Origin of the sequence: Mongoliitalea daihaiensis, from assembly GCF_021596945.1 — a bacterium.
Taxonomy (GTDB): Bacteria; Bacteroidota; Bacteroidia; order Cytophagales; family Cyclobacteriaceae; genus Mongoliitalea; species Mongoliitalea daihaiensis.
Genome location: NZ_CP063779.1, coordinates 1,516,351 through 1,532,145 on the forward strand (window position 1 = coordinate 1,516,351; position 15,795 = coordinate 1,532,145).

The 15,795-nt window shown below is 39.8% G+C and carries 12 protein-coding genes; 7 read left to right on the forward strand and 5 right to left on the reverse strand.

The features are described 5' to 3' along the window. Positions 1 to 21: 21 nt before the first annotated feature. The 3 genes from IPZ59_RS06380 to IPZ59_RS06390 all read left to right on the forward strand — a co-directional run bounded on the left by IPZ59_RS06380 (position 22) and on the right by IPZ59_RS06390 (position 2,339). Positions 22 to 1,002 (forward strand): manganese catalase family protein, encoded by a 981-nt coding sequence (locus IPZ59_RS06380; RefSeq protein WP_236139046.1) that lies wholly within the window; start codon positions 22 to 24, stop codon positions 1,000 to 1,002. Between the two features lie 55 nt (positions 1,003 to 1,057). Further along, positions 1,058 to 1,627: a hypothetical protein gene (locus IPZ59_RS06385; RefSeq protein ID WP_236139047.1), complete on the forward strand. Its 570-nt coding sequence runs from the start codon at positions 1,058 to 1,060 to the stop codon at positions 1,625 to 1,627. 67 nt (positions 1,628 to 1,694) lie between these two features. Continuing rightward, positions 1,695 to 2,339 carry a DUF4142 domain-containing protein gene (locus tag IPZ59_RS06390; protein ID WP_236139048.1) on the forward strand — a complete coding sequence of 215 codons (645 nt, stop codon included), beginning with the start codon at positions 1,695 to 1,697 and terminating at the stop codon, positions 2,337 to 2,339. Positions 2,340 to 3,212: 873 nt separating this feature from the next. On the opposite strand, the gene secDF is transcribed toward IPZ59_RS06390, so the two are convergent. From secDF to IPZ59_RS06410, 4 genes are all read right to left on the reverse strand, one after another. After that, entirely contained in the window at positions 3,213 to 6,182 is a 2,970-nt protein-coding gene (secDF, locus tag IPZ59_RS06395) for a protein translocase subunit SecDF (protein WP_236139049.1), read from the reverse strand. Between the two features lie 88 nt (positions 6,183 to 6,270). Continuing rightward, positions 6,271 to 6,630, reverse strand: coding sequence for a hypothetical protein (locus IPZ59_RS06400; protein ID WP_236139050.1), 360 nt, complete (start codon positions 6,628 to 6,630; stop codon positions 6,271 to 6,273). Between the two features lie 100 nt (positions 6,631 to 6,730). Beyond that, positions 6,731 to 7,348 (reverse strand): uridine kinase, encoded by a 618-nt coding sequence (gene udk, locus IPZ59_RS06405; RefSeq protein WP_236139051.1) that lies wholly within the window; start codon positions 7,346 to 7,348, stop codon positions 6,731 to 6,733. Positions 7,349 to 7,366: 18 nt separating this feature from the next. Further along, positions 7,367 to 7,936, reverse strand: a complete 570-nt coding sequence (locus IPZ59_RS06410; RefSeq protein ID WP_236139052.1) for a non-canonical purine NTP diphosphatase — start codon at positions 7,934 to 7,936, stop codon at positions 7,367 to 7,369. 176 nt (positions 7,937 to 8,112) lie between these two features. Between IPZ59_RS06410 and polA the strand changes: the two genes are divergently transcribed. The 4 genes from polA (at position 8,113) to IPZ59_RS06430 (ending at position 15,205) form a co-directional block, all read left to right on the forward strand. Next, entirely contained in the window at positions 8,113 to 10,929 is a 2,817-nt protein-coding gene (gene polA, locus IPZ59_RS06415) for a DNA polymerase I (protein WP_236139053.1), read from the forward strand. 7 nt (positions 10,930 to 10,936) lie between these two features. Continuing rightward, positions 10,937 to 12,319 (forward strand): DNA repair protein RadA, encoded by a 1,383-nt coding sequence (gene radA / locus IPZ59_RS06420; protein ID WP_236139054.1) that lies wholly within the window; start codon positions 10,937 to 10,939, stop codon positions 12,317 to 12,319. A 77-nt stretch (positions 12,320 to 12,396) separates the two neighbouring features. Beyond that, complete coding sequence (locus IPZ59_RS06425; protein WP_236139055.1) at positions 12,397 to 12,840, forward strand: response regulator; 444 nt, start codon at positions 12,397 to 12,399, stop codon at positions 12,838 to 12,840. Positions 12,841 to 13,000: 160 nt separating this feature from the next. After that, entirely contained in the window at positions 13,001 to 15,205 is a 2,205-nt protein-coding gene (locus IPZ59_RS06430; protein ID WP_236139056.1) for a DUF5916 domain-containing protein, read from the forward strand. A 1-nt stretch (position 15,206) separates the two neighbouring features. Here IPZ59_RS06430 and IPZ59_RS06435 read toward each other — a convergent pair whose 3' ends face one another. Then, entirely contained in the window at positions 15,207 to 15,713 is a 507-nt protein-coding gene (locus IPZ59_RS06435) for a hypothetical protein (protein ID WP_236139057.1), read from the reverse strand. Positions 15,714 to 15,795 lie beyond the last annotated feature (82 nt).

Sequence of the window (15,795 nt, forward strand, 5' to 3'; positions counted from 1 at the left end):
CACTTCAACCAAAAAAAAGAAATGTTTCATCACGTAAAAGAATTACAATACAACGCTAGGGTTTCAAAACCTGATGTTCGTTTCGCGAAATTATTGCTCGAACAATTTGGAGGACCTAATGGAGAACTTAAAGCAGCAATGCAATATTTTGTTCAGGGGTTTGGCTGCAGAAAAGCTTTTCCAGACAAATATGATATGCTAATGGATATTGCAACTGAGGAATTCAGTCATCTTGAAATAGTCGGTGCCACTATTCAAATGTTGCTCACCGGAGTAAATGGAGAACTGAAAAATGCAGCAGATGAATCTGATTTGACAAAGATGTTGGATGGTCAGGCGGCCAAGGAAAGTTATATCCATGAAGCTATGGTCAACCCACATTTCTTTATAGTAAGTGGCGGAACGCCAACCCTTACGGATAGTGTAGGTAATCCCTGGAGTGCCAGCTATATTATGGGAATGGGAGACCTGACAGCGGATTTACGTCTGGATCTGGGTGCTGAGATTAGTGCTAAAATGGTCTATGAAAACCTGATGAAATTCACTGATGATGTTTATGTCAAAGAAACATTGCGTTTTTTAATGACCAGAGAAGTAGCCCATTATCAGATGTTCCAAGCTGCTTTAGATACTATTGAACCAAACTTTCCTCCTGGAATTTTGGCAAGTGATCCCAAATTCAGCAACAAGTATTTCAACATGTCCAAAGGGGAAGATTACAGAGGACCTTGGAATGAGGGGAAAAGCCCCTTGATGGGAGAAGAGTGGCACAATGTAGAGGATCCAATTCAGCATGTCAGAGATTCCAACGGCTTGCTTGATGAAAAAGCAGTTAGTACAGACCGAACTGAAAAGTCCGTCCAATCTGCCAATAAAGCACTAAGCATCAAAAGGAAAGAGAAAATAGACAAAGCCACAGCCCCTGTCAATGGATTTATGAGTTGGTCAGTCTATGAGAATAAAGAAAAGTCAAAAGATCAAGAAAGGTCAAGTGTCTTATGATATTTTGATGTTAAAGAAAACAATAAATAGTCTAAACCAATGAACTACAACACAAATGGGAAATTTACGAAATGAGAATCAAGGTCTTGATAAAGATAGAGGGACTTCTGAAAAAAGAGTATTGACAGGTATGTTTAGGGACCGTGAAAGTACAGAAAGGGCTTATAATACCCTTCACGAAAAGGGATATTCAAAAGAGGAAATCAATTTAATTATGTCTAAGGAAACCCGTGAAAAAGACTATGGTGATACATCAACGGAAGAGACTGAAATAGGAACCAAGGCTACAGAACATGCTGGTAAGGGGTCTGCCATAGGAGGTACAGTAGGTGCAATTGTCGGTGTAATTGCTGCCATTGGTACAAGTGTGGTGATTCCTGGACTGGGAATCCTAATAGCTGGCCCATTAGCCGCAGGCTTGGTTGGAGCAGGAGCCGGTGGTGTCGCCGGTGGCGTTATCGGTGCCTTGGTAGGCTCAGGAATCCCTGAAACCAGAGCGAAATTATATGAATCAGGGATCAAAGAAGGCAATGTCGTCATTACGGTAACCCCAAAAAATGAGGATGATGCCAAATACTTAGAAAACAACTGGAAAACTAACCAAGGTAAAGAAATTCACTGGTAAAACTCCCACATGCAAGGGGAATTTAAACTACCCTTTCATTTATTATGAAAACTAAACCAATTATACTATGAAAAATCTAATGAAATTTAAATCAGTCCTATTGTCAACTTTGGTAGTAGGAAGTGTATTCTTTACTTCAACTTCCTGCACTGAAAATAAGGTAAACGATTCAAGGGATGTTGCCGAAAAAGAAAATATGGCCAATCAACCAAAAGATTACAGAACAGGGAATAACATAAATTCAGAAAACAGACCTGTTATGGTTATCAGTAATGATGATGACACCCAGTTTTTGATGGATGCGGCAGAAATGCAACATGAAAATATTAGTTTAGGTAAACTAGCCCAACAAAAAGGTAGTTCTGACCATGTCAGAGCGTTGGGGAAGATGATGGTGGAAGAGAATTCTAAATCGCTTACCGAGCTTAGTACATTGGCCCAGTCAAAATCAATCGCCATTCCAAGCTCAGCTACAGAAAACTCAAATGATTTCTATAAAAAACTTAATGAAAAAAACGGGAATGATTTTAGTAAAACTTATAGCAAAAGAATGGTAGATCAACACGAAGATGCTATTGATTTATATGAAAAAGCTGTAAAAGATACAGAAGATGCTCAAGTCAAAGCTTTTGCAACAAATAAACTTGTATCTCTAAGAACTCAACTCAAAAAAGCTGAGGATTGTAGAGAGAAAAGTAATAATGAACAATAATAATTTGTTATAGGAGTATCTTAGAAAATTTCTTCGGAATTAGGAAGTAGAGCTTAAACTAAGCTCTACTTCTTTTTTTTGGAAACTTTAGACTTTGATTCAAAGTCAATTTCAGTGGGTAAAAGTATAATGTAGTCTTCTGTTTTGTAGATTTTAGCTCAGGAATTTCAGTACGGGCACACTGATCCCATGAAGTTTTTTTGGTGTTTTTACGCGGATTGTGGTGGACAGCAATTCTTGGGTGCCATGCCATCAAGATCAATAAACCTGATCGGCCCCAAGGATTCCCGATATCGCTTTACTCATCGGGATAGGCTGTAATGGGTTTCTTGAACTACTATCGGACCAGTAATCTGTATAAAAAGTATCGTACCAGACATTCTCTGATGTCTCATGGACCACGAAAGCCTCAATGTATCCATACTTCTCTACAAATATATCTTTTTTCAGCCCTTCATGCTTGTTCCGGCCTTTTTATGATAATAGAATTTTACCACTATCATACTGGTTAATATCCCTATCATACAGGGTATAGGTCATATAAGCTTCGGGATCTGGTTTTTTTATTCAAATCAGAAAGAACCAGCATAATAGCATTAGCCAGTAACAATTGATTAGGACCACTCCCAGCATGCTGCTGCCCTAGTTCATTCAGCTTTTACTATTCAGAATCTGAAATGGGGAGGAGGAGTCTTATTGAATAAAAAAATGAAATATTGCTGAATAAGTATCATGACTTCTCAAAGCTCTGAAAAACTGTAATAAGATATCAAGAAAAAGGCTACCTGATCAATCAGGTAGCCTTTTATTTTACTTTGCATGAAATAGTTAAGTCTGCTTATTTAACAGTTTGGTAGCCCGAATCAGGGTATTTTAAACTGTTTTTTTAGCAGGACTTGATTCAGCAGATGCAGTCGCTTCGGCTGCCATCTCACGTTTCATCAAATCCACCACTACAGGAGTAGCAATGTAGATAGAGGAGTAAGTACCTACCAATACACCAATTAATAGTGCAAATGAGAATCCTCTCAATACTTCACCACCGAAAATCAAGAGTACCAATACCACCACTAGCGTAGTCAAAGAGGTAATCAATGTTCTCGCCATGGTTTGGTTGATTGCATCATTAAACATTTTCACCAATTTGGAAGTACCTCTGTTCTCAATGTTTTCCCGGATTCTGTCAAATACAATCACCGTATCGTTGATGGAGTAACCTACTACGGTCAACATAGCCGCAATGAATACCTGATCGATTTCAAAGGTTGCACCTAAAGCAGATGCTATGGCAAATGCCGCAATCACGAAGAATACGTCATGCACCAAGGCGATGATTGATCCAAGAGAGAACTGCCACTTACGGAATCTTAATAAGATGTATAAGAAGATTGCCACCAAAGCAAAGAACATAGCTTCAGCCGATGATTTTTTGATGTCATCCGCTACGGTAGCACCTACCTTGGAAGAACCAGTAATTGCAAATTGATTATCTGCCATTCTTGTCACATCCGTAACAAATGAATAACCTGTTACAGCAGCTAATCCTTCAATAACACGCTTTTCAACTTCTGCATTGGAAGCATCATCGTCTTCATTGATCAAATAGGAAGTAGTGACTTTCATGATGTTGTTTGCACCATATGATTTTACTTCTACAGATCCGTCAAACTGATCATCCAAACCAACTTTCAAGTCGGAAGAAACAATGGGGCTTGAGAATTCTACGATATACGAGCGCCCACCTGTAAAGTCAACCCCAAACTTCAATCCATTGATTGAGGCCAAAGCTAAACCTACAATGATGATACCTGTAGAAATCAGGTAAGCGACCTTTCTCTTACTCAAAAAGTCAATATTCAAATTGCTTAATCGGTCACCTGCCAATGGTGTAACAAAAGAAACATTACTCTTATCTCCTTTTTTGGTCATCCAGAATACTATCACGCGTGTGATAAATACGGCAGAGAAAAAGGAAGATGCTATACCAATCATCAATACGATGGCAAATCCCTTTACAGGGCCCTGACCTAAGGCATATAAGATTGCACCTGTCAAGAAGGTTGTCACGTTGGAGTCTAAGATTGCTGAGAATGCTTTATTGTACCCCTCATTGATTGCTGCTAATAGGCCAGCCCCGTTTCTTAATTCCTCTTTAATACGTTCAAAAATCAATACGTTGGCATCAATCGACATACCGATGGTCAATACAATACCTGCTATACCTGGCAAAGTCAAGGCTGCACCAAGCTGAGCAAGGATACCCAAAATAAAGAAGATGTTGAATACCAATGCTGCGATGGCAACCAAGCCACCTTTGGCATAGTAAGCCACCATGAAAAGGACTACCAATACTAGACCTGCTATCATGGAAACTACCCCTTGCTTTTGAGCTTCTTTACCCAAAGTAGGACCAATGATGGCTTCTTCTACGATTTTGGTCGGAGCAGGAAGGGAACCTGACTTCAAGATATTAGCTAAATCCTTGGCTTCTTCTAACGTAAAGTTACCGGTGATTTCGGACTGTCCGGAAGGGATTTCACTTTGTACTGTTGGAGCTGTATATACATAATCATCCAATACTACGGCGATTCTTTTTCCAATACTTTCAGAAGTTACTTTTCTCCATCTTCTAGCGCCGTCTGAATTCATCTGCATGCTTACAGCTGGTCTGGATGTCTGATCCAAGGTCTGTCTTGCATCCGTAATAACATCTCCATCCATCAAAGCTTGATCGCTGCTTCGGTTGTAGCTGATTGCAAATAACTCCAATAGCTCCATTCCATCCGCCACTTGTGGCTTTACTGACCATAAAAATTTAACATTTCTTGGAAGCAATGTTTTCACATCTTCTCTCGCCAAAAGCCTGTTGATGGTCACTGTATCTCTCATTTCATATACCAATCCCTGATTGGATTTGGTTAAGCTGAAAATTGGAGATACTTGAGTCGATAAATCATCTACGTCTTCACCTGCTAATTGTCTTTCTAGATCTGTTTTTTCCTCTTCGTCTATTTCACTTTCAGTAGCAGGGCTTTCCGCTGCTTTTTGCTGTTGCGCCTCAGCTACGAGGAAGCTGTTGACTGCTTCTAGCTCTGGGAGGAATTCGTTTAGTTCAGCAACTTGCCAGAATTGTAGTTTTGCTACACCCTGTAAAAGGTTTCTTACACGTTCAGCGTTGCTTACACCTGGTAATTCAATTTGGATTCTACCAGTCCCTTGAATTCGTTGGATATTTGGCTGAGAAGTACCAAATCTATCAACTCGCGTCCTCAAGATGTTGAATGACCGTTCAATGGCATTTTCGATTTCAGTATCAATGATCGATAAGATATCTGAATCACTGCTTTCCAGAGAAACTCTTCCTCTGTTAGCGGCCGTTGCAAAAATAGAGCTGAGTTTCTGATTTCCAGCTTTTTGATTCCAAGCACTGTAAAATAAATTAACAAATTTATCATTGCTTGTTTTAGATGCTTCTGTAGCTTGATCCAATGCGGCGTTGAAATTTGGATCTTTACTGCTTCCGGAAAGACCTCTGACAATCTCTACGGGAGAAACTTCCAAAGTCACGTGCATCCCGCCCTGAAGGTCAAGCCCTAGACCAAGTTCGGTTTCTTTGATTTCTTTGTAGGTGAATTTGGCACCTAGAAAGTTGTAAACAGGCTCTCTGTAAATAGAGTCAAGATAGGCCTGTTGCCTTGCAAAGTCCACATTTCCTTGGGAGTCTGTGGCATATGCTACAGCTTTTTGCTGTATGTTGTTGGATACAAATGTGAATGACAGGTAATACAGACACAGTGCTGTAATGACTACCGTCAAAAACACAATAACACCTTGGTTACGCATAACTATAGTTTGATTTTAAATTGTTTCGAATGGAATGTAACTAGAGAATAACTGCCTTATTCAGGCAGAAAAATAGAAGGCAGCACCTTTAAGGTGCATTCGTAGAAATTATTTGTTCTAAAAGTATTTCCCAAAAATGGAAGTTTTGAGCGGTAGTAGATACTATCGTGGAAATTTTTGATTTTTCCGCATAAACGAATTCAAAGATGACATGAAATACATGTTGACTTATAGCCACTACAAATGGAACAACGGCATCTACGGTTACAGCTACAAACTTATGATCGTTGGTAGCATCTGACTCAGTTTGTGAATAATCTACCGGAGTATCAACTGTTTGATTTTGTGGTAGGTATTCCAAGACAGAAGTTAGCAGACAGAAAAATAACACCAAGAGGAAGGAAAGCCTCTGCTTGATGGTATACATATTTTTTCTGTTTTGCTTCATGGTCGGCAAATATATGAATATTTGTAAAAAGCTATGCTTCTTCAATTGAAAAATGTCAGAATTGAAGCCTTTTTCTTTGTTTTTCTTGCTAAATCCTTGATTATTTGACTTTTGAACGCATGTAAGCCCGGATTACATCCAATGCTCTATCAAAGTTTCTGTTGTTTGGGACAATTAAATCAGCATCGTTTTTGAATGGATCAATGAATTTTTCGTACGTAGGCATCACGTGATTTTCATAGCGATAAAGTACATCGTCTAAGTCATAGCCGCGCTCTACTTTGTCTCGCACAATTCTTCGCTTGAGTTTGATGTATTCTTTGGCATCGATAAAAATTTTCAAATCTAAAAGTTTAGCCAATTCAGGATAATACAGGACAAAAATGCCTTCCACCACTACTACTGGTGCAGGTGCAAACTCTAACATTTTCGGTTTTTTATTAGGATTGTTAAAGGTGTACTCTTGTCTGAACACTGTTTCTCCATTTCCCAATTTCTGTATGTCTATGGCATACTGTTCAAAGTCAATAGATTGAGGTGTATCGAAATTGTGAACGCCCTTGTCATCAATAGGCTGAAGGTGCCGAGGTTTATAATAATTGTCTTGGGAAATCAGGCAAACTTCTCCAGGTTCGAAAGAATGTAAAAGTTTATCTAAGAAAAGAGTTTTTCCGGATGCGCTACCGCCCGTAATGCCGACAATGAATGGTTTCTTCATGGGGTACAAAAGTAAGCATTATTTTAAAAATTCAATCAAGGACTTTACTGCCTTTCCCCGGTGACTGATGGTGTTCTTCTCTTGCATACTGATTTCAGCAAATGTTTTAGTATACCCCCATGGCCTAAAAACAGGGTCATACCCAAAACCTCCGGTCCCTGTTCGTTCGGAAATTATTTCACCATCGGCAATTCCTTCAAAACTGTGTTCTTTGCCTTTCAAGATCAAGGCGATGACTGTACGAAATCGTGCGCGACGATTTGATTGACCGTTAAGTTTCTCTAATAAAAGGCTGACATTCCGCTCGTCGCTCCTAGGTTCACCTGCAAATCTTCCAGAATAGACGCCCGGAGCCCCATCAAGTGCCTCTACTTCCAACCCTGTGTCATCTGCAAAGCAATCTACTCCGTATTTTTCAAATACATAACGTGCTTTTTGAAAGGCATTGTGATCGAGTGTATCTCCAGTTTCGGGTAATTCCTCCATACAGCCGATATCTTCCAAACTGACGATATCGAATGAATCCCCAAGAGCAGCTTTTACTTCTTGAATTTTTTTTGTGTTGTTAGTAGCGAAACAAATTTTCATAAACTAAGGGGACTTCTGGGTGGGAAGAAAATGTGACGATTTCTGACTCTAGAGTGCAAATTTAGCTTTTTGTATTCGAACTAGCCCCGCCTGATGGATTATTCTTTGTAATTTAGCTTTCTGTTTCTATGCTGGAAACAGTGAAAATCGATTAATCACTAAGGAATATTACATACATGTCTCAAAAAGGCGATAAAAAACTATTTCTGCTAGATGCGATGGCGTTGATCTACAGAGCTCATTTTGCATTCAGCAAAAATCCCCGAATCAACTCTAAAGGATTAAATACAGGAATTATGCTAGGATTTACCAATACTTTATTGGAGGTCCTTGAAAAAGAAAAGCCTACACATATTGCAGTAGCTTTTGATACCTCAGCTCCTACATTCAGGCATATTCAGTTTGAGGCCTACAAAGCCAATCGTCAGGAACAGCCAGAAGATATTTCTATTGGAATTCCATGGGTAAAGGAGTTGGTCAACGCCTTCAATATTCCTGTATTGGAGTTGGATGGCTTTGAGGCCGATGACATCATTGGGACGATAGCCAAAAAAGCAGAGCGCACAAGTTTTGAGGTGTATATGATGACTCCGGATAAGGATTACGGGCAGTTGGTAGAGGAACATATTTTTTTATACAAGCCAGCTTTCATGGGCAATGGGGTAGATATTATGGGGCCTAAGGAAGTCTGCGCCAAATGGGATATCGAAAATGTAGATCAAGTACGGGATATTCTGGGTCTTATGGGGGATGCTGTGGATAATATTCCAGGCATTCCGGGTATTGGAGAGAAAACAGCGGTCAAATTCCTTAAAGAATACGGTACTATTGAGGGCTTATTAGCCAATACCGATAAACTCAAAGGTAAGCAAAAGGAAAATGTAGAAAATTTTGCGCAGCAAGGGCTGTTATCCAAAGAACTTGCAACCATCAATATAGAGGTTCCTGTTGAATTCAATGAGGAAGAGCTTCGGTACGATGGGCCCCATGAGGAAAAATTGAAAGCACTTTTTGCTGAATTAGAATTCCGCACATTAACTCAGCGGGTCTTTGGTGAAAAGATCAAAAAACCACAAGTAAAAGTCAGTGAACAATTGGGATTGTTTACGGGAACTGTGGAAGAGGAAAAAGCTGAGGAAAGTTCAGAGGAAGATGTTGCAGTTGCAGCTCCTCTGTTTTTTGACAACATTCTCACCAAGGCGCACGATTACCATAAAATCGAGGGGAAGGAAGCAATTCAGGAATTGGTCAGCTTTTTGGCATTGCAGGAAGAATTTTGTTTTGATACAGAAACTACCTCTCTTAATCCCAATGAAGCAACATTGGTGGGTTTATCGTTTGCCTATGTGGTAGGGGAGGCATTTTATGTGCCAGTACCCGAAGCTCAGGATGAGGCAAAAGCAATTTTGGACATGTTTATTCCTGTATTTGAAAGCGCAGAGATTACGAAGATTGGCCAAAATGTCAAATATGATTTATTGGTATTGAAAAATTATGGCGTTGAAGTCAAAGGAAGGCTGTATGACACCATGCTTGCCCATTACCTCATCGAGCCGGAGGGAAAGCATTCCATGGATTGGATGGCGCAGCAATATTTGAACTATCGACCAGTTTCAATTGAGTCTTTGATTGGGAAAAAGGGTAAAAATCAAGGAAATATGCGGGATGTTGAAGTGGACGAAGTAGTGGCATATGCCTCCGAAGACGCTGACATTACCTTACAATTAAAAGCAAAGCTTGACCCAACCATTCGAGCCAATGGGTTGGAAAAGCTGTTGCATGAAGTTGAAAACCCATTGATCCAGGTCTTGACGGATATGGAGTTTGAAGGAGTGAAAATCGACACCAAAAGCTTGTCAGAGTTGTCAGAAACCTTGGATGAAGAAAGTAAGGCGATTGAAAAGCGTGTTTTTGAGTTGGCTGGCGTAACTTTCAATCTAGCCTCTCCCAAGCAATTGGGAGATGTATTGTTTGAGAAATTAAAGCTAGACCCCAAAGCGAAAAAAACAAAAACAGGGCAGTATGCAACAGGGGAAGAAGTATTGAGTAAGTTGGCCGCTGATCATGAGATTGCACGTGCTATTTTGGAATATCGGCAGATGGTCAAACTAAAGTCAACCTATGTAGACGCCTTACCCAATTTGATCAATCCAAAAACGGGTCGAGTACATACTACTTACAATCAATTTGTGGCGGCAACGGGAAGGTTGTCATCTACGAATCCTAACTTACAGAATATTCCTATCCGTACTGATCGAGGTAGGGAAATCCGAAAGGCTTTTGTGCCAAGGGATGAAAATCATGTGCTGATGGCAGCTGATTATTCACAAATCGAATTGAGAATCATGGCGGAGTTTTCTAAAGATGAGTCCATGCTCGAAGCCTTCAAGAATGGGAGAGACATTCACGCAGCTACTGCGGCAAAAATCTTTCAAGTTACCTTGGATGAAGTTACTTCTGATATGCGAAGGAAAGCAAAAACAGCAAATTTTGGAATCATCTATGGGATCTCAGCTTTTGGATTATCTCAGCGCTTGGGTATTCCCCGAGGGGAGGCTAAGGAAATCATAGACGCGTATTTTAAGGAATTTCCTGCAGTGAAGTCCTACATGGATGCATGTATAGAAAAGGCCCGTAAAGATGAGTATGTAGAGACTATCTTGGGTCGTCGCCGTTATTTGAGGGATATCAATAGTCGTAATATGACGATGCGGGGATTCGCTGAGCGAAATGCCATTAATGCTCCAATCCAAGGCTCTGCAGCAGACATGATTAAAGTCGCCATGATTCATGTACATCAATGGATGAAAAAAGAAGGGTTAAAATCAAAAATGATTTTACAGGTACATGATGAATTAGTATTTGATGCACACAAGGATGAGTTGGAGATTTTACAGCGAGAAATTCCACGGCTAATGGCAGATGCCGTCAAGCTTGAAGTACCGGTGGTGGTAGAGACAGGTGTAGGTAAAGATTGGTTAGAAGCTCACTGATATTCAAATGGCAAAAGTAAAGACGAGCTATTTCTGTCAAAATTGTGGGGCCAACAGTGCAAAATGGTTAGGGAAATGTCCTTCTTGTGGAGAGTGGAATACCTATGTGGAGGAGCTGGTCCAAAAAGAGGAACAAGGGTTGGGTACCTGGAAAGCAGGCTTGTCCAAGGAGAGAAAAGCAGCGAAACCTCGGTTGTTGCATGAAGTAAATTTTGAGGAGCAACCAAGAGTTGTCACAGGAGATGCCGAACTCAACAGGGTGCTGGGAGGAGGCATTGTTCCCGGTTCACTGATCTTGATAGGAGGAGAGCCTGGTATTGGTAAATCAACCTTATTGCTACAAATAGCTTTAGAGCTATCTAAGTTAAAGGTTCTGTATGTGTCCGGTGAAGAAAGTGAGCAACAAATAAAAATGCGGGCTGATCGGATGGCTTTTCAATCTGCCAATTGCTATGTATTAGCAGAAACGAATACGCAACAAATCTTTACCCAAGTGGAGGTGTTGAAGCCTGACTTGTTGATTATTGACTCCATACAGACCTTGCATAGTCAATTGGTGGAATCTGCAGCAGGATCGGTTTCTCAGGTGCGGGAATGTACTGCGGAGCTGATGAAATTTGCGAAGGAAACGGGAACCCCTGTATTTTTGATTGGTCATATTACCAAAGAAGGCACGATTGCTGGACCAAAAGTCCTAGAGCATATGGTGGATACGGTATTACAATTTGAAGGGGACCGGCATTTGACCTACCGGATATTGAGAACTTCCAAAAACAGATTTGGATCTACTCATGAGTTGGGGATATATGAAATGCGGGCAGATGGCTTACGACAAGTAGCGAATCCCTCGGAAATACTACTAACACAGCGGGAAGAAATCCTGAATGGAGTTTCTATTGGAGCTATGATGGAGGGGAATAGGCCTTTGATTATCGAAATACAATCACTTGTCAGTCCAGCTACATATGGGACACCTCAACGAAGCAGTACCGGGTTCGACTCCAAGCGCTTAAACATGCTCTTGGCTGTATTGGAAAAAAGGGGAGGTATGAGACTTGGGCAGCAGGATGTTTTTTTGAATGTGGCGGGGGGATTGAAGGTCGATGATCCGGCTTTGGACTTGGCAGTTTGTGCATCCTTAATTTCTTCCTATGAAGATACGGCAATTCCTAATAGTCTGTGTTTTGCCGGAGAAGTTGGATTAGGCGGTGAAATCAGAGCGGTTCATAAAATTGAAAGTAGGATTTCTGAGGCAGAAAAGTTGGGCTTCAAAACCATCATGGTTTCAAAATATGGATTAAAAGGGATCGATTTATCGAAGTTTTGGATAACTATTATACCGATCGTCAAATTGGATGATATGTATAAAAATCTATTCTTAGTATCGTAGAATATTTAGAAATCAACCAGGGATTATATTTCTTAGCTAAATAATCTCTATATTAGATATCGAAAACACTTTTACCTATGAAATTGGATCAAGCTTGGCAAAAAATCATTCTTATAGATGATGACTTTGTGTATAATTTGATGAATGAAAAGTTTTTGAAACTGATCGGTTTTCCGGGGGAAATTATTCCGTTTACGGATGCCAATGAGGCTTTGAAATTTATCCAGCAACCCTCGCAATTGGAGGAATATAAGCAAACTCAAAGGCCATCTTTAATTTTGTTAGATTTAAATATGCCCAAATTAAACGGTTGGGGCTTTTTAGATATTTTTCAAAACTTCGATACGGATATCAAAATAGCATTTAAAGTTGTAGTCTTAACAAGTTCTATTGATCCATTGGATATGGATAAGGCCGCAAGTTATCCTTCGGTAGAATATTTTGAAGTGAAGCCTCTAAAACTAGAGACTATCTACAAATTAATTAATCGTTTAGAGCCTAAGATCAAAGATTTATTATAGTCTGCATTTTGATAACTAAATAAAATTTTTTCTAACATTTTTCAAGAATTGTAATTTTTTATTATCAATAATCAGTAATTGAAAGCATTTTATTGCCATCAGTATAAAATTGATCATCGAAGGTGGATTATGCCTTAATTTGCGGCGTTAGTCCTAGCTTATGAGATTGTTAATTCCCCTTTTCTTGAGTATATGGGTGTGCTTTAATCACAGCTATGCCCAGACTCTTGCCCCTTTGATTGCGGAGAAAATTTCTGATCCCATACAAATAGATGGCATCTTGGATGAAGAGGTTTGGGAAAGTTCTGAGTGGGCGGAAGATTTTTTTCAGTTTTTTCCGTCAGACACCTCGCGTGCAGCTGCCCAAACTAAGATCAGGATTGTTTACGATGATAAATTCTTGTATGTAGCTGCGATCATGTACAATACGGGCCCTCGGGAAAAATATGTAAGTACTTCCCTTCGTCGGGATTTTCGAGGAGAACAAAATGATGGTATCAGCTTTGTTTTTGATACGTTCAACGATAATACCAATGCTTTTCAGTTTGGAGTCAACCCTTATGGAGTTCAGCGGGAGTCATTAATTGCCAATGGTGGAGCACAAGGCTCAGATTTGAACCTTGCTTGGGATAATAAATGGTATTCAGCAGCTAAGATCCATGAGGATTACTGGGTTGTAGAAGCTGCTATCCCATTTTCAACGCTTCGTTTCAATGATGGTGCGATCAATTGGAACGTGAATTTTTACAGAATTGATAGCGAGTATGCAGAAAGAAGTACTTGGACGCCTATACCCCGAAATTTCTCGATCATCTCATTGGCTTTTTCCAGAAAATTGATTTTTATCGAACCATTGAAAAAAGAGGGAGCGAATATTTCTTTTATACCTTATATAGCAGCAGGGACTGATAAAAATTATCTAGAAGGAACAGGGAATCCATTGAAGCCTGCCGTAGGAGCGGATGCAAAAGTTGCTGTCGGACCTGCTTTGAATTTGGATTTGACGTTCAATCCTGACTTTTCCCAAGTGGAGGTGGATGAACAGGTGACAAACTTAGATCGATTTGAGATTTTCTTTCCCGAACGGAGACAGTTTTTTTTGGAGAATGCGGATTTATTTGCGGACTTTGGAACGCAAAATGTCCGTCCTTTCTTTTCCAGAAGGATTGGGGTAGATCGGGATGAGCGAACAGGCCAAAATGTTCAAAATCAGATTCTTTTTGGAGCTCGATTGAGTGGGAAATTAAATGATGATTGGAGAATTGGTGCTATGAATATGCAGACTGCCTCCGATGATGAACGAGGTATCGCAGGTAAAAACTTCAGTGTTGCTGCCATCCAAAAAAAGATTTTTTCACGATCAAATATTGGCGCTATTTTTATTAATCGTGAGACGGTGGGGCTAGGACAGGAATTTTCACTGTTTGATCCAAGTCAATCCAATCGTTTGGCGGGACTGGATTACAACCTAGCGTCCAAAGATAATCGTTGGAATGGAAAGTTTTTTTACCATAAAACATTTCAGGCTGAGCAATTGGATAAGACCTATGCTGCACATGCTCAAGTCAGTTACAATGATTTGAATTGGAGTTTTGGATTGGGTTTTTCGGATATTGCAGAAAACTTTAATCCCGAAGTTGGTTTTACTCCCCGCAGAGATTATAAGAGAAGTTTAGGTGCAATAGGGTATCAGTTTTTCCCAGTATCCAATCTTATCAATAGGCACGGTCCAGCTTTTGAAACGGAAGTCTTATGGAATGAGAATCTCGGAGTCACTGATGAGTTTCATTCCCTCCAATATAGGGTTCAATTCCAGTCTCTTTCTACAATTACACTTTCTGTCAATAATCGATTTACCTATTTATTTGCACCTTTTGACCCCACGCGTACGGGTGGCAAAGAGTTGGAGTCTGGCACATCCTACAGGAATAATTTTTTTGGTCTGAGGTATTTCAGTAATCCTAGGAATGTACTTTCTGTAATTGGGCGATTAGAGGTAGGAGAGTATTTCACGGGAGACATCAAAACCTTAGCGGGGACCATGAATTGGCGATTGGGTTACCTAGCCAATATCTCGATGAATTTCAGTTACAATAACATCCGATTACCAGAACCCCAAAATAGCGCTAATCTATTTTTGATTGGTCCAAGGATCGACTTGACATTTACTAAGGATTTGTTTTGGACGACTTTTGTGCAATACAATAATCAAATAGACAACCTGAATATTAATACCCGCCTGCAATGGAGGTATGCCCCTGTTTCTGATTTCTTTTTGGTATACACAGACAACTATTTCCCCTCTACATTTACATCCAAGCAACGTGCATTGGTAATGAAGTTAAATTACTGGTTTAACATGTAATCTATTTTAATTGACTTTTGGAATACTCAATAAAAAAATAGACTAATGGGCTAAATAATACGAATGGGAAAAAGAGCAGCATCCAATTTGGAACACCTGAACCAAAGTTAGAGCCCGTATGGAAAGAGAAGTATTCGATCATGAGGAATATGATGATCACATTTAACTTAACCCATCTCCATAACCTTCTATTGACAGCAATCAGTGCTCTCTTTTTTTCAGAGGAAGCAGCCACCAAATGATCAATATCTCTGTTGTAATAGTTAAACCAGCTGATGCTTATATAAAATATGGTAGCAACCAAAGGAACAGCATAGGTCATTTTACTGGCCCAATATTCATTCGGCATCTCGAAAAAATCAAAATTATCTGGGACCTGTTCCAGGCCAAGCTGTTGGAAGTATACTGTTTCTAACCACAACCAAACTAAGGCAACTATCCCCATAATTTCAAATAGCTTATCAGCAAATGATAAGGGTATATGTGCAATCTGCTCAGGGTTTTTCATTGTTGGGACTTGAATAATCTATTGAAACAGCAAATCTAGCCCCTAATTATAATAAATCGTATACCTTCATTATAAAAACTCA

Excerpts from the sequence above, each read along its gene's own strand:
- secDF (WP_236139049.1), bottom strand. The coding sequence starts at position 6,182 with ATGCGTAACCAAGGTGTTATTGTGTTTTTGACGGTAGTCATTACAGCA.
- IPZ59_RS06380 (WP_236139046.1), top strand. The coding sequence starts at position 22 with ATGTTTCATCACGTAAAAGAATTACAATACAACGCTAGGGTTTCAAAA.
- IPZ59_RS06425 (WP_236139055.1), top strand. The coding sequence starts at position 12,397 with ATGAAATTGGATCAAGCTTGGCAAAAAATCATTCTTATAGATGATGAC.
- polA (WP_236139053.1), top strand. The coding sequence starts at position 8,113 with ATGTCTCAAAAAGGCGATAAAAAACTATTTCTGCTAGATGCGATGGCG.
- IPZ59_RS06385 (WP_236139047.1), top strand. The coding sequence starts at position 1,058 with ATGGGAAATTTACGAAATGAGAATCAAGGTCTTGATAAAGATAGAGGG.
- IPZ59_RS06435 (WP_236139057.1), bottom strand. The coding sequence starts at position 15,713 with ATGAAAAACCCTGAGCAGATTGCACATATACCCTTATCATTTGCTGAT.
- IPZ59_RS06430 (WP_236139056.1), top strand. The coding sequence starts at position 13,001 with ATGAGATTGTTAATTCCCCTTTTCTTGAGTATATGGGTGTGCTTTAAT.
- IPZ59_RS06390 (WP_236139048.1), top strand. The coding sequence starts at position 1,695 with ATGAAAAATCTAATGAAATTTAAATCAGTCCTATTGTCAACTTTGGTA.
- radA (WP_236139054.1), top strand. The coding sequence starts at position 10,937 with ATGGCAAAAGTAAAGACGAGCTATTTCTGTCAAAATTGTGGGGCCAAC.
- IPZ59_RS06400 (WP_236139050.1), bottom strand. The coding sequence starts at position 6,630 with ATGAAGCAAAACAGAAAAAATATGTATACCATCAAGCAGAGGCTTTCC.
- IPZ59_RS06410 (WP_236139052.1), bottom strand. The coding sequence starts at position 7,936 with ATGAAAATTTGTTTCGCTACTAACAACACAAAAAAAATTCAAGAAGTA.
- udk (WP_236139051.1), bottom strand. The coding sequence starts at position 7,348 with ATGAAGAAACCATTCATTGTCGGCATTACGGGCGGTAGCGCATCCGGA.